We start from the raw sequence: 23,566 nt of genomic DNA on the forward strand, positions 1-23,566 counted from the left end.
TTCGCCTTATGTTTGTACGTAAAACTCTGCTAGCCGCCTTGTGCGCCACCGCGTTACTGCCGTTGAGCGCGGTGTATGCCGCCGATAGCCAACAGTTCCCCAGCGAGCAAGGCAGCATCACCGCAACACCGATCGCCAAGGGCCTGGACCATCCGTGGGCGCTGGCGTTTTTGCCCGACCAGCAAGGTTTCCTGGTGACTGAACGGCCTGGAAACCTGCGGTTTGTCAGCCCGGACGGCAAGCTGTCTGCGCCCTTGAAGGGCGTGCCACAGGTGTGGGCCAAAGGGCAGGGCGGGTTGCTGGATGTGGTGCTGTCGCCAGACTTCAAGCAGGACCGCCTGGTGTACCTGTCGTACGCCGAAGGCGGTGGCGAGGGCGGCAAGGCCGGCACTGCCGTAGGGCGTGGGCGCCTGGCGGCTGACTTGAGCGGCTTGGAGGACTTCAAGGTGATTCTGCGCCAGGAGCCCAAGCTGTCTACCGGCAACCACTTCGGATCGCGCCTGGCTTTCGACCGTGATGGCTACCTGTTCGTGACCCTGGGTGAAAACAACGACCGCCCCACGGCCCAGGACCTGGACAAGCTGCAAGGTAAAGTGGTGCGCATCTACCCGGATGGGCGGGTGCCGGATGACAACCCCTTTGTCGGTCAGCCAGGCGTGCGTCCGGAAATATGGTCCTACGGGCAGCGTAACCCCCAGGGGCTGGCCCTGAACCCCTGGAGCGGCACGATCTGGGAACATGAACACGGGCCCCGTGGCGGTGATGAAGTCAATATCATCGAGCGCGGCAAGAACTACGGTTGGCCGCTGGCGACCCATGGCATCAACTATTCTTTGCTGCCAATTCCTGAAGCGAAGGGCAAAACGGTAGAGGGCACAGTGGCACCCCATCATGTGTGGGAGAAGTCGCCGGGCATCAGTGGCATGGCGTTCTATGACGGCGACCGGTTCAAGGCCTGGCAGCACAACCTGTTTATCGGTGCGCTGGTCAGCCAGGAGCTGATTCGCTTGCAGTTCGAGGGTGACAAGGTGGTCCACGAGGAACGCTTGTTGGGCGAATTGAAAGCGCGTATCCGCGATGTGCGGCAGGGGCCGGATGGCTTTCTGTATGTGCTGACAGATGAAGATGACGGCGTGTTGTATCGAGTGGGGCTGAATCAGGACTAAACGTGTGGGAGGGGGCTGGCAGCAGACGCAGATCCAATTGATGCCCCGCGATCCAAGTGTGGGAGCTCATTCGGTCTGCAGAGTCGGGGTTATAGCCCCAGCTCTGACAGGCCGGGATGCTCATCCGGGCGCCGGCCCAGCGGCCAATGGAATTTGCGCTCGCTCTCCTTGATCGGCATATCGTTGATGCAAGCAAAGCGGTAGGCCATCAAGCCGTTCTCATCGAACTCCCAGTTCTCATTGCCGTACGAGCGGTACCAGTTACCCGAATCATCGTGCCATTCATAGGCGTAACGCACGGCGATGCGGTTATCGGTGAAGGCCCACAGTTCCTTGATCAGTCGATAATCCAGCTCCTTGGCCCATTTGCGGGTCAGGAACTGCTTGGCTTCTTCGCGGTTATGGACGAATTCGGCGCGGTTACGCCAATTCGTGTCCAGGGTGTAGGCCAGGGACACGCGCTGCGGGTCGCGGGAGTTCCAGCCATCTTCGGCCAGGCGGACTTTTTCGATGGCAGACGTGCGGGTAAACGGCGGCAGGGGCGGGCGGACTTCTTCTTGGGCTGACATGGGCGTCTCCTCAAAGCAATTAAAGGTTGGGTCGAAAAGTTGCCTGGGCTGTGGGTTCACAGTTGCAGTAAGGTTCGCGCCATGCATTGCGCATTATCGGCAGCTGTTGAATCACCCATGACCAGGGCAACGGTAATGGCGCCATCGATCAGGATCAGCAGTTGCGCGGCCTGCTGCTCCGGGGCGGGGGTGCCATGTGCTTGGCACAGTTCAAGTACGTACTCGAACAGTTTGCGTTTATGGGCCTTGGCCAACAGGCGCACCGGGTCTTGGGCGTCGCCAGTTTCGCCACTGGTATTGATAAAGGCGCAGCCGCGAAAATCTGCCGAGCCGAACCAGCGCTTTAGCGCGCTGAACAGCCCCAGCAGGCGCTCGCCGCTGTCGTCGCTGCGTTCCACTTCGCTGCGCAGCCACTGCATCCAGCGCTCGTCGCGGCGTTGCAGGGCGGCCACCACCAACTCATCCTTGTTGGCGAAGTAGCGGTAGATACTTTTTCTCGACACCCCGGCGGTTTTCACCAGTAAGTCCATGCCGGTGGCAGCGATGCCGTGGCGATAGATCAACTTTTCGGTGACGTCGAGGATGATGTCGCGGGTTTCGTTTTGGGTTATATCGTTCATTTCGAGTACAGTAGAACGATCGTTCTTCATGGTCAACGGGCTTTTTTAAATTACCCACCGCGAGACCTGAGCAGCCTCATGGTGTAAGCTTTGGGGCTCTTCGGATTCGACCCATTGCGAGCCCTATGCCGTCGTTCTTCAAACGCTCCCTGTTGCCCAAGCTGCGCGGTTTTCCGTTGTCCAACGAGGCCATTGAGGTGCTGCCCAGCGCCGACGCCTATCGTCGCTGCCTGCTGGAGAAAATCGCCCAGGCCACCCGGCGTATCTACATCGTTGCCTTGTACTTGCAGCAGGATGAGGCGGGGCAGGAAATCTACGACGCGCTACACGCCGCCAAGGCCGCACGGCCTGAACTGGAGATCGTGGTGATGGTGGATTGGCTGCGCGCCCAGCGCGGGTTGATCGGCGCGGGCAAGCAACCGGGCAACAGCGCCTGGTACCAGGCGATGACCCAGCGTCACGCCACCGAAGTGCCGGTGTACGGCGTGCCGGTGCAAACCCGTGAGCTGTTTGGCGTGTTGCACCTCAAGGGTTTCGTGATCGATGACAGCGTGCTGTACAGCGGCGCCAGCCTGAACAATGTATACCTGCACAAGTTCGACAAATACCGCTTCGACCGCTACCACCTGATCCATAGCCAACCCTTGGCCGATTCGATGCAACACCTGGTGGAGCACGGCCTGGTCGCGTCCAAGGCTGTGCATCGCCTGGACCTGCCGAACCCGCCCACCACCCGCAGCCTGCGCAACGACATCGGCGACCTGCGCAGCCGCCTCAAGCATGCAACCTACGACACCACGGCCGGGCAATTGCCCAACGGCCATCTGTCGGTCAGCCCCTTGCTGGGCGTCGGCAAGAACAACCCGTTGAGCAGGGTGATTCTCGAACTGATCGCCAGTGCCCAGCAGCAACTGACTATTTGCACGCCGTATTTCAACTTGCCATTGCCGGTGACCCGTGAGATCAACCGCGCCCTGGCACGCGGCGTGAAGATCGACATCGTGGTGGGCGACAAGACTGCCAACGACTTCTACATTCCGCCCACCGAGCCTTTCAAGGTGATTGCGGCGTTGCCGTACCTGTACGAGATCAGCTTGCGGCGCTTTGCCAAGCGGCACCAACCGATGATCAACAGCGGCCAGTTGAACCTGCACTTATGGCGCGACGGCGATAACACCTATCACCTAAAGGGCATGTGGGTGGACGAGCGCTACACCTTGCTCACCGGCAACAACCTCAACCCACGGGCGTTTCGCCTCGACCTGGAAAACGGCTTGCTGATCGACGACCCTCAAAGCCAATGGCTGCAGCCGCGAAGCGCCGAGCTTGCGAATATCTTCCAGCACACCACGCGCATCCAGGGTTACCAGCAATTGCAGACGCTGGTGGATTACCCGCCCGCCGTCGGCAAATTCCTGCGGCGTGTCAGCCGGGTGCGGATCGAGCGCTTGCTGTACCGCATCCTCTAGCCGAGCAACTGGCTGGCAAAAAAACACCCAGGCCCCTCGACAGGGACTGGGTGTTTTTTTGTGTGTGGCAGTTAGTTCAAACCCAGCTTGCCGCGCAGGGTCGAGAGGTCTTCGGCCAGGGTGTTGACCGGGCCGACCAGGGCCTTGCGGTCGTTGTCCTTGACCTTGTCATAGGTCTCGAAGCCGCCATCCCTGGTTTTGTACTTGGCCAGGATCTTGTCGACGCTGGCAAAGTTCTTGTCGACCTTGGCCAGGAAGGCCTGGTCTTGTTGCCCGATCTGGCCACGGAACAGGTCGACAATTTTTTTCGCGCCGTCGATGTTGCCCTGGAAGTCGTACAAGTCGGTATGGCTGTAACGATCTTCTTCACCGGAGATCTTGGTGGCCGCGACTTCTTCCAGCAACGCAGCGGCACCCCCAACGACTTTCTCCGGCGGGAACGTCAGGCCGTCGACGCGGGTCTTGAGGTCATTCACATCGGCGTTGAGCTTGGCGGTCAGCGCTTGCAGGCCCTGGGTCGAGTTCTGCGCGAACAGCGCGTATTCAATGCGATGAAAGCCTGTGAAGTCTTCGGCCGTCACGCCTTTTTCATGGTCGTCCACACGCGAATCGATGGACGCGTCGAGGTCGCTGAACAACTCGGCGATCGGCTCGATGGATTCATAATGCACGCGGGTTGGCGCATAGAGCTTCTTGGCCGTGGCCAGGTCGCCTTTATTGATAGCGTCGGTGAACGCCTGGGTCTGGGTGACCAGTTCACCGATTTCTTCGGTGACGTAGATCTTGTAATCCGACACCGGGCCCACCAGGTCCAACGGCGCAGTAGCGGCGAAGCTTGCCAGGGGCGAAAGGCTGAGTAACAACAACGCGATAGACGACTTCTTCATGGGAGACATTCCGCTCTGGTGTGTTTTAGGTCTTGGCAGGATTTTGAGAGTGCGTTGCCGCGAGCAGCGTGCGCCCGATGAAATCCTGGGGCCCGGTGACCCCTGGCAACGTGAAGAAATACCCGCCACCCACGGGCTTGAGGTACTCCTCCAGCGGCTCGCCGTTGAGCCGGGTTTGCACGCTGATAAAGCCTTTCTCCAGGTCAGCCTGGTAGCAGATGAACAACAAGCCCATGTCCAGTTGACCGTTTTTGTTGACGCCGTTGGAGTAGTTGAACGGCCGCCGCAGGATCAGGTTGGCCTGGGTCTGCGGGGTACGCGGGTTGGCCAGGCGGATGTGGGCATCGAGCTTGGTCAACTTGCCTTCAGGGTCCTTGCTGTAGTCCGGGACCTGGGTTTCATGCTGGCCGTCCATGGGCGCGCCCGTGGGTTTGACACGGCCGATGATGCTTTCCTGTTCTTGCAGCGGGGTGCGATCCCAGCGCTCGACAAAGTTACGGATGATGCGCACGGCCTGGTAACTGCCATGGGCGGCCCAGGCCGGCTCGTCGCCGCTGGGCTGTACCCAGACGATCTGGTCCATGGCCTTGTCATCGTTGGAATTGGGGTTGGCCGAGCCATCGCGAAAGCCCAGGAAATTGCGCGCACTCTGCGCCGGCTCGCCGGGTTTGGTCGGTGCCTGGGGCGGCACGCTGCCTTCTTGCTTCCAGCGCACCAGCAGCAGGTCGGGCAGGTTTTTGACGATGTCGCGCAGGGCGTGGATATTGGTGTCCGGCGTGTTGGAACTGAACTGCAGGCTCAGGTCGCCGTGGCACTGCGCCGGTTCCAGCGCGTCGTTGGGGAAACCGACCATGCGGCTCAGGCGCTTGGGTTTGGCCGCCGCGAGGCCGAAACGCTCATCGAACAATGACGCGCCGACCGACACGGTGATGGTCAGGTTATCGGGTGTGACCACCGGGCCAAGGATGCCGGAATCGGTAGGCGGTAATTTCGGGTCGACCTGGGGCACGGTGCCGCCCGTCATCAGGAACGCGATGCGCTCGTTGAGGGTGCGGAACAGGCGTTCCAGGTCTTCGCGGTCGCTGGCCAGTACATCGAACGCCACGACCATGCCGCAGGCCGGGCGCGGGGTGACGATGCCGCTTTGGTGCGTGCCGAAAAACGCCTGGTGGTCCTGGGTCTTGTCACTGCGCGGCGCGGTGGTGACTTGCTCGGCCGCTGCCGCCATCGCCGGGCAGCTCAGGCTGCTGCCGGCAATCGCAACGCCGGTGGCCGCCATGCCCAGCAGGACGCGGCGACGTTGGAGGTCAAACTGTTCTGTATCACTCATGTATGCGGTCGTCTTCACTGCAGGCCGGAAAGGCCAAGGGCGGGGTCGATTCCATCGAGTGCAACGGCCAGTGCCTTGGCCTTGTCGGCGATCTGCTTGCGCTGATCGGCTGTAACCTTGTCGTAGGTTGGGTAGTGGTCATTCACCTTGAGCCCGTCGAGTTCGGTGTCGAAGGCGCTGAGCGCGCTGTCGATAGTGGGCAACAGGTCGGCGGCGGACTTGCCCAGCAACGGGTGCATCAGGTCGACCACTTTGTGCGCGACCTCCAGGTTGGCGGCAAAGCCGTTCAGGTCGATGTGGCTGTAGCGTTCCTCTTCACCGCTCGCCGCCCGCACGTCCGCCAGGCTGTTGAGGTTGCGCACCACAATGCTCACCAGTTGCTCCGGTGGCAGGGACTGGGCCAGTAGCTGTTGCTTGAGCGTGGTGACGTCAGTAACCAAGCGCTGGGCGACCGGCGCCAGGCCATCGAGGCTGTGTTGTTGGAACAGGCTGTATTCGAGGCGATGGAAGCCGCTGAAGGCGGGGTCTTGCTCGCGCTTTTCAAAGTAATCGGCGCGGGCGTTGATCGCGTTATCCAATTCGGCCAGGCGCTGGGACGCCGGCGCCAGGCGCTGATACGCCTCGCGGGCCGGTACATACAGCGCTTGGGCCTGGGCCAGGTCACCGGCGGCGATGGCCTGTTGCAGGGCCGTCACGGCCTTGACCAGCGCACTGCCTTGGCCGCTCAGGTACACGCGAAACTCCGACAACGGGCCGATAAAGGCCACCATCGACGGCTTGGCCTTGGCCTGGGCGTCAGACTCTGCCGTGGGCGTGACATGCAAGGTGCCGCGCGGGTTGCTCAGCAGGCCACAGGTAATGGCGTAGTCGCCGGGCAGCAGGTTGGCGTTGATCACCTGGCTTAGGCCGGGGGCGATGTTTTCCCGCTCTTCGACCACCAGCACGCCGTCGAGGATTTCCCACTCCACCGCACGGTCGGAGCGGTTGATGATGCGAAAGCTGGCATGCCCGGCAGGTACCGTCAGAGCGTTGGGTTCGCAGGCGTGGCCGTGGATGGTCACCGCGATTTCATTGTGGTTGGCCTGGCGCTTGCCGGCGGCCAATTGCGAGGCGTAGTAGAACAGGCCACCGGCGGCGATCATCACCACCACCGAGCCGGCCACGCCCCAGCGCAGGGCGCGGGACGACGGGGTCGATTGAGGGGTTGGGTTGGGCAAGAGACGGTCCTTACTGGCTGGAAACGGAAGAGGTATTGGCAGCGGGCTGGGTAGGGGCCGAGGGCAGGAAGAACATCACCAGGGCCACCACCAGGTAAATCAGATAGGCGCCCAGGGTGCTGATGGTCGGCGCCTCCTGGTAACCGAACATGCCGGCCAGTACCGAACCGAGTGGGCTGTCCATGGGCAACGCGGCGCTGAAATCGAACAGCACGGTCTGCCAGTGATTCCACACGCCGGCTTCATGCAGGGCTTGCACCGAGTTGGCGAGAATGCCGGCCGCGACCACCAGGATGAACAGGCCGGTCCAGCGGAAAAATGCACCGAGGTTCAGGCGCATGCTGCCGGAATAAATCAGCAAGCCGACGACAATGGCCAGGACCAGGCCGAGCAGGGCGCCTATTGGAGCGCCTGGGCCTTCACTCTGCTGAAACACGGCCAACAGGAAGAACACCGTCTCCAGCCCTTCGCGGGCCACGGCGAAAAACACCATGGCAATCAGCGCGAACACCTGATGCCTGGAGCCGGCCAGCGCATGGTCGAGGGATTCATGCAGCGAGTGTTTAATCGAGCGCGCCACTTTGCGCATCCAGAACACCATGGAACTGAGGATGCCCACCGCGACCAGCCCGACGACACCTTCAAATAATTCCTGCTGCTTTTGCGGGAATTCCGCACTGACCAACTCCAGGCCGCCGCCCACCAGCAGCGCCAGCGCCGCCGCAAGGAACACGCCGATCCACACCGCGGGCATCCACTGACCACGCCCGGTCTGTTGCAGGTAACTGGCGATAATGCCAACGATCAATGCCGCTTCAATGCCTTCGCGCAGCATGATTAAAAAAGGAACGAGCATCGGGCACCCGGGCGCAACTAGTTAGGGAGCTAAGTTGTAACATAATGATACTCATTGCTAAACAAGAAATATTGACCTTTGCTGAACGTGGGCTGAACAGTGGTGGCGAAGCGCAACCGCCCTTATGATGCAGGCCAACCAGACCGCAGCCGGACAGCTCAACGCCCCATGTCGGAAAAAGACACCATCTCGATCCACCTCGTGCGCGAAGCGCTGTTGCAGAGTTGCGCGCCGGGAGCGGCCACCGTTGAGGCATTGAGCAAAGTCGGGATTGCCCCGGCGTTGCTTGAGCAGCCTGACGCTCGCGTGGCGGCCACCGCCTATGCACGCCTGTGGCGCTTGCTGGCGCGGCGCAGGGACGATGAGTTTTTTGGCATGGACCCGCGCAAGCTCAAGTCCGGCAGCCTGGCGTTCCTGTGTCGCGCTGCCATGGCGCAACCCAGCCTGGCGGCGGGCCTGGAAACCGGCTTGGGGTTTCTCTCGCTGATGCTCGAGCACCTGCCAGCCCAGTTGGTGCGCCAACAGAGCCTGGCGGAAATCGTCCTGCTCGAACCTGATGAGCCCAAGCGCGCGTTTACCTACTTCACCTATTGGATGATCGTCCACGGCGTCGCCTGCTGGCTGGCGGGGCGGCGCATTCCGATTCTCGCCATTGAGCTGCGTTGCGCGCAGCCGGACTTCTGTGACGATTATCAGGTGATGTTCTCTGACAACCTACGCTTTGATCGACCGCGCACCCGCATGATCTTTTCCGCCGATTGCCTGGACCTGCCGATCAAGCGCAGCCCGCAGGAGCTCCAACGGTTCCTGGCCCATGCACCGGCTAACATCCTGGTCAAATATCGCGACCCCGAAAGCCTCGCCACGCGCATCAAGCACGACCTTCGGCAAATGCCCCCCGACACCTGGCCGGAAACCGAGGGGCTTGCCGCCAGGTTGTGTATTTCTGCGTCCACACTACGCCGCCGCCTGGCGGAAGAAGGGCAGACCTATCAGGGCCTCAAGGACAGCGTGCGTAAGGAACTGGCGATTGTGTGGCTGGCTGAACCGCAGATCAGCTTTGCCGAGATAGCCACACGGTTGGGGTTTGCCGATGCGAGTTCGTTTTACAAGGCGTTTCGTAAGTGGGCGGGATCGAATCCGGGGCATTATCGGAGTTTGATTTTGAATGAAATAACGCCTGGGACGTAGCGCTGTCGCGGGATTAGGACGTGACTTACAGCATCGTTCTCCGAAGTATGACAGAGCCTTCCTAATTGTTTTTAGGAAGCGGCTGGCATATGCAGAATAAAAAATCGTGCACAGTTTTAACTGTGGTCCTACTCGGTAGCTGGATGAATTAAGCCAGAAGCCTCACGCCGACGGGTCGCTTGCTTAACTGTGAGGGTTTGCTACAGATGAGTGGAAGCGTGGTGTAATGACCTTCATGCGTTAAGTTTCCAATCCATACTACGATGGTGAACTTATGAAGCATTTAATTGCGTTACCCTTTGCTGCATTGATGTTGGTGTCTGTTCAGGTGTCTGCGCTTTGCTTGAATATCTCAGAGAGCTTTAATGGGATAATTGAGTCTGGAGGTGATGACGTTGCTCATGGCCCGTTCACGATAACTGGTGCGAACGGTTGCTCCGGCGCAAATATAAATGCCATGGTTTCCGCTGGCGGTGCTGGGAGAGGTCCTCAGATTTACATTGATCAAGAGATCGGTAGTTCCTGGAAAACCGTCGCCGGTAACGCACTGTCAGCCAATACTTCCTGGGTAGGAACCCTAGGTACCTATCGAGTGAGGCTTCACAACCCGGATGGGGGATCAAAGTCTTATTCGGGTACCGTTAGATACGGCCGCTGACCCGTAGATAAATCAGGTGTGCCAGAGGTTCTGGCACACCTGATTTGGGTTTCTGAGTTGGGATCAAGCACGTTCTTCGACCGAAAGATCATTTTTCGAAGAGTTCGAGAAGTAGGCCAACGCATTAATTGCGCGATTAGCATCCACCATCCCTTTTATGTACTCAGGAATGCCTTGCGAGCGGCCCACGCTTGGGTTGCTTTTAACAAAATCAAGGTAGTCATCCAGCTTTTCGTTGAATAGCGCGATTGCGTTGAATTTAACCTGTGTATTTGTTTGTTTTCCGTTGGCATCAAATGCACCATCTCCAAATGTGAATACGCCGAAAGCGTTTGCATCAATAATTTTGCTTTCGTACAACCGCCTTCCGACCACTTTTAGCTCGTCAGTGCTAATAGACGTCATGTCATAGCTCTTCAAAAACTGCTTCAGGTCAGTGAGCTCTCCCTGCTGCCACATTCGCAGCTCACCAACGGCTTTGGACTCTTCAGTAAAAGTAAATGTATTCGTCGTTTTCTCCGGATTTTTGATAACGAAAGCATCTGTCTGTTTAGAAAGCGTATTGGGCATTACCACTCTCATGTCCATGCTCGTCTCCTTAATGGATGAAAGGTTCACCCTGCTATCGACGTGCTGCACGGGATATTTAGCTCATCTGAATATTTGGGAAGTTTCTTTCAGATTAGGATTACAAATATAAAAAATTGACCTCAACGGCTGCAAAAAAAAAGCCCCACGACCGAATGGACCGCAGGGCTAAAAATTGGCTGGATGCGACCAACCAAAGGAGCTCTTTACCTCACTTGCTGCTAGCCACCACCGTATCCGGCTGCCAGCCACCCCCCAACGCCTTGTAGATCGCCACAATGCCGCGATACAGGTCGACTTCGGCCTGGGCCTGGGAATCTTCGGCGGCCAGGCGTTCGCGTTGCGCGTCGAGCAGGACCAGGAAGTCCACGGTGCCTTCGCGGTAGCGGATCGCGGCGAGGTCGGCGGCGGCGCGGCTGGATTCGCTTTGGCGGATCAGCGAGACCAAACGTTGCTGGCGCTTGCCGTAGTCGCTGAAGGCGTTCTCGGACTCTTCCAGCGCCAGCAACACTTGCTGTTCATAGGTTGCCAAGGCGCCATCGGCTTCGGCATTCGCACCGCGCAAACGCGCACGCACGCTGCCCAGGTCAAATGCGGCCCAGGTGATGCTCGGGCCCAGGGACCAAGCATTCGCCGCGGCCGAGCCGATCTGCGAACCGCGCCCGGCGGTGAAGCCGAGGAAACCGCTGAGGCTCACCCGTGGGAACAGGTCGGCCTTGGCCACGCCGATACGTGCGGTGGCGGCGGCCAGTTTGCGTTCGGCGCTGAGGATGTCCGGGCGCCGTTGCAGCAGTTGCCCCGGGTCGCCAATTGGCAACGCCTTGGCAATCGCTGGCAGGTCTTTCGGGCTCAGGTCCACGTTCAGCTTGTCGGGGCGCTGGCCGAGGAGGGTGGCGATGCGGTTGCGCTCGCGCACTTGTTCGGCCTGCAGTTGCGGCACGCTGGCTTCAACCGCTGCCAGGCGGGCGTCGGCGCGTTCGACGTCGAGCTGATCACCCACGCCGGCATCGCGCAGGCTGACGGTGATGGTGCGCGATTCCTGCTGGTTCTTCAGGTTGTCCAGGGCTATGCGTTCACGCAGTTGCGCGCCGCGCAGTTGGCCATAGGCATCTACCAGTTCGGCGATCATGGTGACTTGCAGCTGGTACAGGTCGGCTTCGGCCACTTGTTGGTCGGCGTCGCTGGCTTCCAGGTTGCGACGGATACGCCCGAACAAATCCACTTCCCAGGCCATGTCCAGGCCCAGGTCGTAGCGCTCGCTGTTGACGCGTTTGGTGGTCTGGCCGGGAATCTGGCCCTTGCCCACATCGCTGCTGGCGCGGGAGGTGACCACCGGCATGATGTCGTTGGCCGCATCATCACGGATGGCCCGTGCCGCCCGCAGACGGGCGAAGGCCACGCGCAGGTCGCGGTTGCCGCTCAGGGACTGGGTCACCAACTGGTTGAGGGTCGGGTCGTCGAACTGCTGCCACCAGATACCTTCGTATTTGGCGTGGTCGTAGCTCTTGGTGTCGGCGGCGGCCGTGATGTTGGCCGCCTCCAGTGGCTGGGTCTTGTAGTCCGGGCCTACGGCACAGGCGGCGAGCGCCAGCACCAACAGGCTCGGCAGGAATATTTTCACACTCATTGCTGTGTCTCCAGCTTCAAGGCCTTGGCCGCTTTGCGCGCGTCTTGGCGCTCGACATAGCGACGGATCAGTACGTAGAACACTGGCGTCAGCAACAGACCGAAGAAGGTCACACCGATCATCCCGGAGAACACCGCCACGCCCATGGCATGGCGCATCTCGGCGCCGGCACCGCTGGAAAGCACCAATGGCACCACACCCATGATGAACGCGAACGAGGTCATCAGGATCGGCCGCAGACGCAGGCGGCAGGCTTCGAGTACTGCGGCGAGCGGGTCGAGGCCTTCCTGCTGTTTATCCTTGGCGAACTCGACGATCAGGATCGCGTTCTTGCACGCCAGGCCTACCAGTACGATCAGGCCGATCTGGGTGAAGATATTGTTGTCACCGCCCGAGATGATCACCCCGGTGATGGCTGACAGCAGCGTCATCGGTACGATCAGGATCACCGCCAGTGGCAGGCTCCAGCTTTCGTATTGGGCCGCGAGCACCAGGAACGCCAGCAGTACGCAGAGCGGGAACACGAACAGCGCGGTATTGCCCGAGAGGATTTGCTGATAGGTCAGGTCGGTCCACTCGTAGGTCATGCCGTTGGGCAGTTCATCTTTGAGCAGTTTTTCAATCGCGGCCTGGGCCTGGCCAGAGCTGTAGCCCGGCGCGGCGTTGCCGTTGATTTCTGCGGTGATGAAACCGTTGTAGTGCATCACGCGGTCCGGGCCCGAGGTGTCGCTGACCTTGATAAAGGTCGCCAACGGGATCATCTCGCCTTTGTTGTTGCGCACTTTCAGTTGGCCGATCTGGTCTTCGTCGAGGCGGAACTGTTGCTCAGCCTGCACGTTGACCTGGTAGGTACGCCCGAAGCGGTTGAAGTCGTTGGCATACAACGAACCCAGGTAGATCTGCAGGGTGTCGAAGATGTCACTGATCGCCACGCCGTGGGTCTTGGCCTTTTCGCGGTCGATTGCCGCGTCCACTTGCGGCACGTTGACCGTGTAGCTGGTGAACAGACCGAACAGCTCTGGCACGCCGTGGCTCTTGGTGATGATGTTCTGCACTTCCTTGTACAGCTCTTCATAACCCAGGTTGCCCCGGTCTTCGACCTGCAGGCGGAAGCCGCCAATCGTGCCCAGGCCCTGTACCGGCGGCGGTGGGAAGATCGCCATGTAGGCTTCCTGGATGTCGCTGTACTTGCCGTTCAGCGCACCGGCAATCGCGCCGGCAGACATGCTCGCGTCTTTACGTTCCTCAAAGGGCTTCAAGGTCACGAACACGATGCCGCTGTTCGGGCTGTTGGTGAAACCGTTGATCGATAGGCCGGGGAAGGCTACCGCGCTTTCCACGCCGGGTTGTTTCAGGGCGATATCGGACATGCGCTTGATCACATCTTCGGTGCGGTCCAGGCTGGCGGCGTCCGGCAACTGGGCGAAGGCGACCAGGTATTGCTTGTCCTGGGCCGGTACGAAACCGGTGGGCGTATGAGCAAAGCCCAACCAGGTCAGCACCATCAGGCCTGCATACAGGAACAGCGCGATGCCACTGCCACGGATGACCCGGCGCACGGTGCCGACGTAGCCATGGCTGGCCTTTTCGAAGAAGCGGTTGAACGGTCGGAACAACCAGCCACCCAGCAGTTTGTCGAGGAACTTGGAGAAGCGGTCTTTCGGTGCGTCGTGACCTTTGAGCAATACGGCAGCCAAAGCCGGCGACAAGGTCAGCGAGTTGAACGCCGAGATCACCGTGGAAATCGCAATGGTCAAGGCGAACTGCTTATAGAACTGGCCGGTCAAGCCGCTGATGAAGGCCGCCGGCACAAACACCGCACACAGCACCAACGCGGTGGCGATGATCGGGCCGGTCACTTCGCTCATGGCCTTTTCCGTGGCGGGGAAGGGTTCCAGGCCCAGCTCGATGTTCCGCTCGACGTTCTCCACCACCACGATGGCGTCGTCCACCACGATACCGATGGCCAATACCAGGCCAAACAACGACAGCGCGTTGAGCGAGAAGCCAAACAGGTGCATCACCGCAAACGTACCAATCAGCGAAACCGGCACCGCCACCAATGGAATGATCGAGGCACGCCAGGTTTGCAGGAACAGGATCACCACCAGCACCACCAGGATCAGTGCTTCGAACAGCGTGTGCACCACCGCTTCAATGGAGCCGCGCACGAATACCGTCGGGTCATACACGATGCTGAAGTCCATGCCCTCGGGGAAGCTCTTCTTCAGCTCGGCCATCTTGTCGCGAACTTCATTGGAGATCTGGATCGCGTTGGAGCCTGGGCGCTGGAAGATCGGCAGGGCTACCGCCGGCTGGTTGTTGAGCAACGAGCGCAGGGCGTACTGGTTGGAGCCCAACTCGACCCGGGCGATGTCTTTGAGGCGCGTGATTTCACCATTTTCGCCGGAGCGAATGATGATGTTCTCGAACTCTTCCTCAGTGACCAGGCGGCCCTGGGTGTTCACCGACAACTGGAACGCGGTGGCATTCGGCGCAGGCGGCGCGCCCAGGGCACCGGCGGCGACCTGACGGTTCTGTTCGCGAATCGCCGTCACCACGTCGGTGGCGGTCAGGTTGCGTGACGCAGTTTTGTTCGGGTCCAGCCAGACGCGCAGGGAGTAGTCGCCCATGCCGAACAACTGCACATCACCGACGCCGCCCAGGCGCGCCAGCTCATCCTTGATGTTGAGCAAGGCGTAGTTGGACAGGTACAACATGTCATAACGCTGATCCGGGGAGGTCAAGTGCACCACCATGGTCAGGTCAGGGGAGGCCTTGTCCACGGTAATACCGATGCGCGTCACTTCCTCCGGCAGCTTGGGCTGGGTGCGTGTCACACGGTTTTGCACCTGCACCTGCGCGTTGTCCAGGTCGGTGCCCAGTGCGAAGGTGATGGTCAGGGTCAGCTTGCCGTCGGCGGTGGATTGCGAGGACATGTACAGCATGTTCTCAACGCCAGTGATGGCCTGCTCCAACGGCGCGGCCACGGTTTCACCGATGACTTTGGGGTTGGCGCCCGGGAAGTTGGCGCGCACCACCACGGTCGGCGGCACCACTTCCGGGTATTCGCTGATCGGCAGTTGGAACAGCGAAATGGCACCGGCGATCAGGATCAACAGCGACAGCACCGCTGCGAAGATCGGCCGTGAAATGAAGAACTTGGAAAAATTCATCTTGAGTATCCCTTAACCGCGTGGAGTCGCGACGCTTGCGAGCTTGGGCGCTGCGGTTTGCGGCGCTACTTGCTCCAGGTTGCTGGCTTCAAGCGCTTGTCGTTGTTGGGCCAAGGCGGCGAGGGTTTCCTTGCTGGCCATCGGGATGGTTTCCGGCGCGACCGGCGAGCCTGGGCGCACACGTTGCAGGCCCTTGACGATCACAGTGTCGTCCTTGGTCAGGCCACTGCGCACGATGCGTAAACCTTCGATTTTCGGCCCCAGTTCCACCGCGCGATAAGCCGGCTTGTCGCCGTCCATCACCAGCACGAACTTCTTGCCCAGGTCGGTGCCGACCGCTTCGTCATTGATCAACACGGCCGAATAGGTGCCGCTGCCGACCAGCTTCAAGCGCGCATACAGGCCAGGGGTGTATTCGCCCTTACTGTTATCGAACACCGCACGGCCACGGATGGTGCCAGTGGCCGGGTTGACCTGGTTGTCGACGAAGTTCATCTGGCCCAGGTGCGGGTTGCCGGTTTCGTTGGACAGGCCCAGGTACACGGGGGTGGTTGCGCCACGCCGGCCTTCACGGGCCAGTTCGGTGTACTTGAGGAACACGCGCTCATCGGCGTCGAAGTAGGCGTAGACCTTGTCGGTGGAAACCACGCTGGTGAGCGCCGTGGTATCGGCGGTCACCAGGTTGCCTGCGGTGATTTCGGCACGGCTGACGCGGCCACTGATGGGCGAGGTCACGCGGGTGAAGCTCAGGTTCAATTTGGCCAGGTCCAACTGCGCCTGGATCCCGGCCATGGCGGCGCGGGCTTCCTGGGCGGCGGTGGTACGCGAGTCGGCCAGTTCGGCGGAGATCGCATTGCTCTGGCGCAGGCGCTCGCCGCGCTGTGCTTCATTTTCACTGCGAGTGGCAGCCGCTTTGGTTTGCGCCAGCTGGGCTTCAAGGCGGCGCACTTCGGCCTGGAACGGGCGAGGGTCGATCTGGAACAGCAGGTCGCCTTTTTTCACCAGCGCGCCTTCAGTAAACGCCACCTGGTCGATCTGGCCGGAGACGCGCGGCCGAATCTGCACGGTTTCCGGCGCTTCAAGACGCCCGGTGAACTCGTCCCACTCGTTGACCGGTTGTTCCAGCACCTTGGCCACGCTGACCTTGGCAGCAGGCATGGCGGCCGCTTGTTCCGGGGTCTTGCCGCACGCGCTCATCACCACCACGGCCAATATCGCCAGGGGGAAGCGCAAATGTTTGAGTGACTGTTCCATGAGGTGCATCCGCCAATGTATTTGAGATGGGCGGATCATGCGCGGGGAGGTGCTATGTCACGAATCGAATGAAGCAAAGGTAACTATCATTCGGAATGATATAAGCGGGGAATCAGCCCTCTAGCATGGGGGTTTTGTTAGGGAGCTATCAATGGCCTTGATGACAAAAGATTATTGCCTAAGGTGCATCAAAGGCTTCACCTAGAAAGTCGATCAAGGTGCGCACCGACGGCATCAGCCCGCGCCTGGAGGGGAACACCGCAGTGATGACGCCTTCTGTGGGGTGCCATTCAGGCAGCAGGACAACCAGGCGCCCCTCGCTGACCTCTTTCTTCACCACGACCCACGGCAGGTTGGCGATGCCTACGCCCGCCAGTGCCGCGTTTTTCAGCGTCGGAATGTCATCGCTGGCCAGACGCGGCGTGTGCTGGATCTGCACCGTGGCGCCTTGCGGGCCGGTCAGTTCCCACAGGTACTGGAGCAACGGGTTGCCCCAATGGATAGTCGGCAACCCGGCAAGGCCTGCAGGTAGCAAGGGCAGGGGATAGTCCTGCAAAAAAGCTGCGCTCGCCACCAGCACCTGGGTGCTTTTGCCAAGCACTTTCATCACCAGCTCACTGCTTTCCAGGGGTGGGAAACACAAGTTCAACGCGATGTCATAGCCCTCGGCGATCACGTCGACTTTACGGTTGAAGCTTTTCACATTCAGTTCGACGTTGCCGCACTGCGCCATGAACTGAGCCAGCATCGGCGCCACCCAATAGTTGAGCAGTGCGGTGGTGCAACTCAAGCGAATCAAGCCGCGCGGCTCAGACCGGTTGAAAGCGATCACATCTTCTGCCGATTCGGCTTCGGCAATCATCGCCACGCAATGGCGGTAGTAAGCCAAGCCGATATCGGTGACCTGGAACTGGCGCGTCGAGCGCTGTATCAGCCGTGCCCCCAGCCTGGCTTCAAGCTGGCTGACCCTGCGACTCAAGGTCGATTTGGGCAGGTTCAGCGCGCGACCCGCCGCCGCAAAACCGCCGTGCTCGACCACCTTGGCGTAGAGGAAGAGTTCGTTGAGGTCGAACATGGGCAGTGTTCCATTTTTGAGATGCCCAAGCTTAATCCAACTTAGCCCCGACGTTGAGCGAATGTCAGCGCTTTCATGCGCGCGTCAGTTCAGCGTACGGCTGACATCACGCAGGCGCGCGTCGCTCAGGTTGCCGGTGGAGGCCAGCAGGTGCAACTGCGCCATCAGGATCGCATAGCGCTGTTGGGCCAGGCGTTGCTGGGTATCGGTGACTTTCTGTTGGGCATCCAGTACATCGGTGTTGATACGCGAGCCGGCTTCGAAACCGTGGGTCACGGCGGTAAGGTTGATCTGGCTGGAATTCAAGGCCTGCTTGAGTGCCTGGTATTGGCTCATGCCGTTGGTGACTTGCAGGTAGGCCTGACGCGCCTTCAGCCCGGCGTTGCGGCGTGCATCTTCGACTTCGTCCGCCGCCTTGCCTTGCAGTGCATGGGCTTCGCGCACGCGGCTGCTGGTACGGCCACCGCTGTACAGTGGAACGCTCAGTTTGACCCCGACCACGGTTTGGTTATAGCGATTTTCCGGCAACGTCACATCGTAGACATCCCCGCCCACAGAGGCGAAGCGGCCATGAGCCGCGATCAGATCCAGAGTCGGCAAATGCCCGGCCCGTTCCTTGTCGATATCCATTTCCGCCAGGCGCTGGGAAATCTGCGCCGCCTGTACGGCGAGGTTACCCTGTTGCGCGGTCGTGGCCCAATCATCGATGGCAGCGGGCACCGGGGCACTGAACTGCGGCTCTTTACCGGACCACGGGCCGGCCTGTGCGGCAGTCAATTGAGTGAGTGTTTCGTTGGCAATGTCCAGTGCGCCACGGGCAGCAATCTGCTCGGCGAATGCCTGGTCGTACTTGGCCTGCACTTGGGCGAGCGCGTTAGCGGTGGTGGCGCCGTCGGCCAGCAGTCGCTGGCTGCGCGCTTGGCTCTCGCGCAGGGTTTGTAGCTGTTGTGTGCGGGTGTTCAACAGCTCCTGATTGAGCAGTACGTCGAAATAAGCACGGGCGACGCGCAGCATCAGCGCCTGGCGCGCCTGTTCGGTGTGCAGTTCACTGGCGCTGATCAACAGTTTGCTTTGGTCGTGGGCGATCACATTCTGCCAACGCAGCAGCGGCTGTGTGAGGACCACGGCGTAGGCGTTGGTGTTATTGCGATTGCGGTGATAGTCGGAAGAGTCCTCGGCATCGACCCAGGCCGCGCCGCCGGTGACAGACAGGTCCGGCAGCAGGTTGGCACGGCTTTGCGGTTCCTTTTCCGCCGTGGCCAATTGCTGGGCCTGTGCGGCGGCGAACTGCATGTCGTGGGTCAGCGCCTTCTGGTACAGGTGGTACAAGTCATCTGCCGATACCTGGGTGGGCGAGCAGGCGAGTGCCAGCCAATACAGAGGCATGAGCAGGGGGGCGGTTTTAAGATGCAGGCCTGGAATACGCAAGGGGTGTGCTCCACTGAAAAGTTTATCGACTGATGTGGCTTCTGCGCATCATCAGCACCATGGGAATGCCGATGGCCATCACCGCTCCCAAGGTGCCGAACAGCATGCTGAACGCCAGCATTTGCCCTTGTTCGCGCGCTTGCAGGTAAGGCATCAGCGCCAGGGCTTGTTGATGGCTGGCCAGGCCCAGGGAAAGAAACAACGGGTCGGTTTCCACGCCTCCCCAGCCGCTGGCCACCAGGCTCGACTCGGTGACATGTTCGGAAAGCAGGCGATAGCGTTCCCACGAGAAGCGTGTGAGCAGGGTGGCAGCGATGGCGATGCCAACGCTGCCGCCCAACTGGCGCATCAGGTTGAGGACGCCGGAGGCGCCGGAGATCAATGTCAGCGGCAGGCGACGCATCGCCAGGTTGGTCAGTGGCACGAAGATCATGCCCAGGCCCAGGCCGCGGATAACCAAGGGCCAGTACAGCGAGTCGGGGTTGCTGTCGAGGGTGAACTGGGTGTGCAGAAACATCGCATAGCAGTACATGACAATGCCCAGGGTGACGAACACACGTTCATCGATCTTGTTTTCCTGGGACAGCTTGCCGATCACCAAGGTGCTGATGGCGCTGGCCACCGCCCCGGGGAAAATCACCAAACCGCTCTGGTAAGCGCTCTGCGCCAGTAAGGTCTGCAAGAACAGCGGCACCATGAACAACGTGCTGTACAGCCCGAACCCCACGCAAAACGCACAGATGCACCCCATCAGGAACTCGCGGTTCTGGAACAGCGCGACGTTGACGATCGGGTTGGCCACACGCCGCTCCCACCAGAAGAAGCCCACCAGGCTGAAGCTGCTGAGCAACAGGCAGGCCACGGTCCAGTTGGACGCCATCCAGTCCCAGTGCTCGCCGCGCTCCAGCAGAATCTGCAGGCTGCCCACGCCCAGGGCCAGCAAACAGAAGCCGCTGTAGTCGACGCTGGAAGGTTTTTGTTCGTTGGGCGAGTCGTTGATGCACAGCCAGCACAGCAACAAGGCCACGGCACCGATCGGCAAGTTGATCAAAAAGATCCAATGCCACGACAAGGTGTCGATCAGGTAGCCGCCGACCGTCGGACCCAAGGTGGGTCCCATCATCACGCCCACGCCATACAGCGCCATGCCGCTGCTGACTTTTTCCTTGGGGAACACGTCGTAGATGATCGCCTGGGAAATCCCCAGCAACCCGCCGCCCGCCAGGCCTTGCAGCACCCGGAACGCGACCAGTTGCCAGAGTTCGGCAGACATCGCGCAGCCCAACGATGCCAGCACGAACAGCGCCGTAGAGACCAGGTAATAAGTCCGCCGGCCGAACCACGCCGACAGCCAGCCACTGACCGGCAGAATCACCACGTTGGCCACCACATAACCGGTGGAGACCCAGGAGATTTCATCCACCGACGCCCCGTAGGTGCCCATCAGGCTGGGAATCGCGACGTTGACGATGGTGACATCGAGCAACTCCATCATCGAGACCAATGTGACGGTCAGCGCAATCAGGTAGGGCGACTTCATAGCGTCTGGCCGGCGTCGTCAGGTGCGGCCACTTCGACAAACGCGCTCATGCCCGGGCTCAACAGCGGCTTGTAGTCATCCGGCACATCGTTGAGCGCGATGCGCACCTGCACGCGCTGTACCACCTTGGTAAAGTTGCCCGTGGCATTCTCCTGGGGCAGCAACGAGAACTTGGCTCCGGTGGCCGGTGCCAGGCTTTCGACGACGCCGTCGAAGGCATGCCCGGGGAAGGCGTCCACGGTGACGCGGGCACTCTGGCCCACGCGCACGCGGCCCACCTGGGTCTCCTTGAAGTTGGCGGTAATCCACAGTGCGTCGGTGGCGATCAGGCTCATGAGCTTTTGGCCTGCGACCACAAACTGGCCAGGCTCCACCTCTTTTTTCGAGACAATGCTGCGCATTGGTGCGGTCTGGCGGGTGTCGTTGAGCTGGATCCTGGATTGTTCCAGCTCAGCTTGCGCGGCCGCGATCCGATAGTCCTGCACCTTGAGTTCGGCCTTGTTGGCCAAGGTACTTTGGGCGGCGGCCTGGGCGTTGCTGCGTGCTACCTGCTGGGCATGGCTGAGGGCGTCGAAACGCGCCTTGGCCACTTCCAGGTCCTGGGTGCTCAGCACGCCTTGGGCGCCGAGGCGACGGGCACGCTGGTAGTCGTTGCGCGCCTGCTCAAGGTTGGCACTCGATTGAGCCAGGGCCGCTTTTGCGGCCTCGCGCATGGCCACCGCGCCGAGCACCTGGCTGTCCAGCGCCCCCGGAACGCCTGCGCGCCCGGCGGCGGCGAGCAGCGCTTGCCACTGTGCTTCGCGCTGCTGCAACTGGTAGCGGTATTCACTGTCGCGGATCTGAAACAGCAGGTCGCCGCTCTGTACCCTGACGTTGTCCACCACCGGCACACTGATCACCACGCCCGAGAGCTTGGCCCGTACCGGGATGATCACCCCGTCAAGTTCGGCGTTGTCGGTGCTCACATACGTGCTGGAATACTGCCAGCGCTGCCAGCCTAATATCAGCAACCCGCCGACCACGACGCCGCACAGCGTCAGTTTTATCAACTTGCCTTTGGTCATGTGGTACTCCCTGTCGATGCGCGTTGGGGTCAAGCAGGCTCAGAAACGCTGTGGACCTCCCGCACAGGGCGGCCCACTGTGGGCTGGGCCTTGTCCAGCAGGAACTGATGCACGCCATTCCACAGGTCAATGCGTGAGTTGATTGCGGTTTTGGCACTCTCGACCATGTGCAGGTGTTGCGCGGGGCTGGTGACGATTTCGGCGATGATGCGCTTGGCCGCCGGGCCGTGGTCGTCACCATCCATCTCGATGTGGCGCTTCAAGTAATACGTGAGCATCGGTACATCGGTTTCACTGACCGACCATTGCGACAGCAGGCGACCAAACATGTCGGGGATGATGTCTTCACGTCCGAAGAAGAAGTACGCCAGGACCGCTTCGGTGCTGCCGTGTTGCGCAATATCGAGGGTCTGGCACATGAACACTTTGGCGGCCGTTGGAATCTCGGGGTTGTTGAGCGCCTTTGCCAGAGGCACCTTGGCCTGGATAGCGGCCAGGAAGCGCCGGAATACGCTGCTGTCGGCGCCAATTTCATCCATGGCGGCGAGGTACAGGTCCAGGTGGCTGATAAAGCCGCCATCGGGGTGCTCGTCGGTCTCTTCACCCACCACGATTTCGTTGATCAGGCGGGCGGCGGTGATGTGTACCGGCGGTACCCAGGGCAACTCCACGCAGGTGAGGTCGCGCTGGATACGCTTGAGCAATGTCATGAAGTCCCAGACGGCGAACACGTGAAACTCCATCAGGATGCACACGTCTTCTACGCTGCGAATATTGGCGAACAGCGGGTGGCTGAACAGCTGCTCGCGCTCGGTTTCAATGTGGCTATCGATATCAAAAGACATGCGTGCTCCTGCGGCCTGAAGGGTCAGGCCCAAAATCCATCGGAAATTAAAGGGGTGTGTCGTTTACCGTGTTTGTACGGTAGGGATGGCGACCGCTGGCGTACCGGAAAGACCGCACGAAGTGCTTTTCCAGCAGGTATTGCCGGCTTTCGTACCATCCCGCGTCCTGCAGTTGCCGGTGTACCTTGGGCAGTCGCCAGCAAGGCACCGCGGGGTAAAAATGATGTTCCAGGTGAAAGTTCGAGCCCGCGTGCAACCAGGTGTTGAGGCGCGAAGTGCGTGAACGCGCTGGCGGCAAGTGATGGCCTGCGTCGAAAGCATGCTCCTGATAGGCGTTGACCGCCGACAGCAGGAACGCCACCGCCAGGCTCAAGGAAAACCCCAGCAACAGTCCGTCGACCAGCCAGATAGCCAGCCCATAAAGGCTGAGCCATACAACCTGGCAGGCGATATTGCAGCGGGCCAGCCGTTGCACCTGCTCCGAACTCAATGGCAGCGCCGAAGGATTACCCAATGGCCCGAACGCCAGGCGCCAGGTGGTCTGCAGATAACGCAGGGTGGCGATCAAGCGCGACAGGGTGATGCGGCTTGCCAGCGTGTGGTAGCGCGAAAAGAGCCGGTAGTCCGGGTCTTTCGCGCTGTTGCTGTAACGGTGATGTTGCCAATGGTCGACGAAGTAACCTGTCACACAGAACCCCGGCAGCAGCGAACTGGTGACAATGCCCAGGTAGCAACTGCGCATAGGGTTCGCGCTCAGGTTGAAGTGGAAACCTTCATGCCCAAGGATCGCTTGTAGAAACAACCCGTATCCCGCCAATACCACCAATGGCGCACACACCAGCGTCCACAGGGTAAGGGCTGTGGTCGCCACCCACACAAACAACGCGAGCGGCAGCAGGTACAGGCTCAAGGCGTAGGTAATGATCAGCAAGGACTCCCCCGACCGGGCCTTGAACAAGGCACGGTCGAGGCGGACCTGGGGCTTGGGGTGCAGATGGCTGGCCAT

General features: G+C 60.5%; 19 protein-coding genes. 3 read left to right on the top strand and 16 right to left on the bottom strand.

Annotated features, from left to right (window positions below; genetic code table 11):
* Positions 1-8: 8 nt before the first annotated feature.
* The gene (locus DK871_RS08805; RefSeq protein ID WP_161904724.1) at positions 9-1,166 is read left to right on the top strand and encodes a PQQ-dependent sugar dehydrogenase; all 1,158 of its coding nucleotides are present in this window, start codon (positions 9-11) and stop codon (positions 1,164-1,166) included.
* An 89-nt stretch (positions 1,167-1,255) separates the two neighbouring features.
* Here DK871_RS08805 and DK871_RS08810 read toward each other — a convergent pair whose 3' ends face one another.
* The gene (locus DK871_RS08810; protein ID WP_161904725.1) at positions 1,256-1,735 is read right to left on the bottom strand and encodes a nuclear transport factor 2 family protein; all 480 of its coding nucleotides are present in this window, start codon (positions 1,733-1,735) and stop codon (positions 1,256-1,258) included.
* Between the two features lie 56 nt (positions 1,736-1,791).
* Entirely contained in the window at positions 1,792-2,355 is a 564-nt protein-coding gene (locus tag DK871_RS08815) for a TetR/AcrR family transcriptional regulator (protein WP_161904726.1), read from the bottom strand.
* Between the two features lie 125 nt (positions 2,356-2,480).
* Here DK871_RS08815 and pssA point away from each other — a divergent pair, with 125 nt between their 5' ends.
* Entirely contained in the window at positions 2,481-3,824 is a 1,344-nt protein-coding gene (gene pssA, locus DK871_RS08820) for a CDP-diacylglycerol--serine O-phosphatidyltransferase (RefSeq protein ID WP_161904727.1), read from the top strand.
* 71 nt (positions 3,825-3,895) lie between these two features.
* Here pssA and efeO (DK871_RS08825) read toward each other — a convergent pair whose 3' ends face one another.
* From efeO (DK871_RS08825) to efeU, 4 genes are read right to left on the bottom strand one after another with little or no spacing between them, the layout of a single operon-like run.
* Positions 3,896-4,711: an iron uptake system protein EfeO gene (gene efeO, locus DK871_RS08825; protein WP_161904728.1), complete on the bottom strand. Its 816-nt coding sequence runs from the start codon at positions 4,709-4,711 to the stop codon at positions 3,896-3,898.
* A gap of 25 nt (positions 4,712-4,736) precedes the next feature.
* Positions 4,737-6,041 (bottom strand): iron uptake transporter deferrochelatase/peroxidase subunit, encoded by a 1,305-nt coding sequence (efeB, locus tag DK871_RS08830; protein ID WP_161904729.1) that lies wholly within the window; start codon positions 6,039-6,041, stop codon positions 4,737-4,739.
* A 14-nt stretch (positions 6,042-6,055) separates the two neighbouring features.
* The gene (gene efeO, locus DK871_RS08835) at positions 6,056-7,258 is read right to left on the bottom strand and encodes an iron uptake system protein EfeO (RefSeq protein WP_161904730.1); all 1,203 of its coding nucleotides are present in this window, start codon (positions 7,256-7,258) and stop codon (positions 6,056-6,058) included.
* A gap of 10 nt (positions 7,259-7,268) precedes the next feature.
* On the bottom strand, positions 7,269-8,114 hold the full coding sequence (gene efeU / locus DK871_RS08840; protein ID WP_161904731.1) for an iron uptake transporter permease EfeU: 846 nt from the start codon (positions 8,112-8,114) through the stop codon (positions 7,269-7,271).
* Positions 8,115-8,282: 168 nt separating this feature from the next.
* On the opposite strand from efeU, the gene DK871_RS08845 reads away from it, so the two are divergent.
* The gene (locus tag DK871_RS08845) at positions 8,283-9,305 is read left to right on the top strand and encodes an AraC family transcriptional regulator (protein ID WP_161904732.1); all 1,023 of its coding nucleotides are present in this window, start codon (positions 8,283-8,285) and stop codon (positions 9,303-9,305) included.
* 721 nt (positions 9,306-10,026) lie between these two features.
* On the opposite strand, the gene DK871_RS08850 is transcribed toward DK871_RS08845, so the two are convergent.
* From DK871_RS08850 to DK871_RS08895, 10 genes are all read right to left on the bottom strand, one after another.
* A complete protein-coding gene (locus DK871_RS08850; RefSeq protein WP_161904733.1) occupies positions 10,027-10,551 on the bottom strand; it encodes a hypothetical protein in 525 nt (174 codons plus the stop codon).
* A 211-nt stretch (positions 10,552-10,762) separates the two neighbouring features.
* Positions 10,763-12,178 carry an efflux transporter outer membrane subunit gene (locus DK871_RS08855; RefSeq protein WP_161904734.1) on the bottom strand — a complete coding sequence of 472 codons (1,416 nt, stop codon included), beginning with the start codon at positions 12,176-12,178 and terminating at the stop codon, positions 10,763-10,765.
* Entirely contained in the window at positions 12,175-15,354 is a 3,180-nt protein-coding gene (locus DK871_RS08860; RefSeq protein WP_161904735.1) for an efflux RND transporter permease subunit, read from the bottom strand. Before DK871_RS08860 ends, DK871_RS08855 begins: the two co-directional genes overlap by 4 nt.
* Positions 15,355-15,366: 12 nt before the next feature.
* Positions 15,367-16,608: a multidrug efflux RND transporter periplasmic adaptor subunit MexE gene (gene mexE, locus DK871_RS08865; RefSeq protein WP_161904736.1), complete on the bottom strand. Its 1,242-nt coding sequence runs from the start codon at positions 16,606-16,608 to the stop codon at positions 15,367-15,369.
* A gap of 178 nt (positions 16,609-16,786) precedes the next feature.
* Complete coding sequence (locus DK871_RS08870; protein ID WP_161904737.1) at positions 16,787-17,683, bottom strand: LysR substrate-binding domain-containing protein; 897 nt, start codon at positions 17,681-17,683, stop codon at positions 16,787-16,789.
* Between the two features lie 84 nt (positions 17,684-17,767).
* The gene (locus DK871_RS08875) at positions 17,768-19,111 is read right to left on the bottom strand and encodes a TolC family outer membrane protein (RefSeq protein ID WP_161904738.1); all 1,344 of its coding nucleotides are present in this window, start codon (positions 19,109-19,111) and stop codon (positions 17,768-17,770) included.
* A 22-nt stretch (positions 19,112-19,133) separates the two neighbouring features.
* Positions 19,134-20,651, bottom strand: coding sequence for a DHA2 family efflux MFS transporter permease subunit (locus DK871_RS08880; RefSeq protein ID WP_014718379.1), 1,518 nt, complete (start codon positions 20,649-20,651; stop codon positions 19,134-19,136).
* Positions 20,648-21,715 (bottom strand): HlyD family secretion protein, encoded by a 1,068-nt coding sequence (locus DK871_RS08885; protein ID WP_161904739.1) that lies wholly within the window; start codon positions 21,713-21,715, stop codon positions 20,648-20,650. Before DK871_RS08885 ends, DK871_RS08880 begins: the two co-directional genes overlap by 4 nt.
* Positions 21,716-21,744: 29 nt before the next feature.
* Positions 21,745-22,560, bottom strand: coding sequence for a DUF3050 domain-containing protein (locus tag DK871_RS08890; protein ID WP_161904740.1), 816 nt, complete (start codon positions 22,558-22,560; stop codon positions 21,745-21,747).
* A 46-nt stretch (positions 22,561-22,606) separates the two neighbouring features.
* Positions 22,607-23,566, bottom strand: coding sequence for a fatty acid desaturase (locus DK871_RS08895; protein WP_161904741.1), 960 nt, complete (start codon positions 23,564-23,566; stop codon positions 22,607-22,609).

This window comes from Pseudomonas sp. L13 (assembly GCF_009935965.1).
In the GTDB taxonomy this organism is placed as follows: domain Bacteria; phylum Pseudomonadota; class Gammaproteobacteria; order Pseudomonadales; family Pseudomonadaceae; genus Aquipseudomonas; species Aquipseudomonas lactis.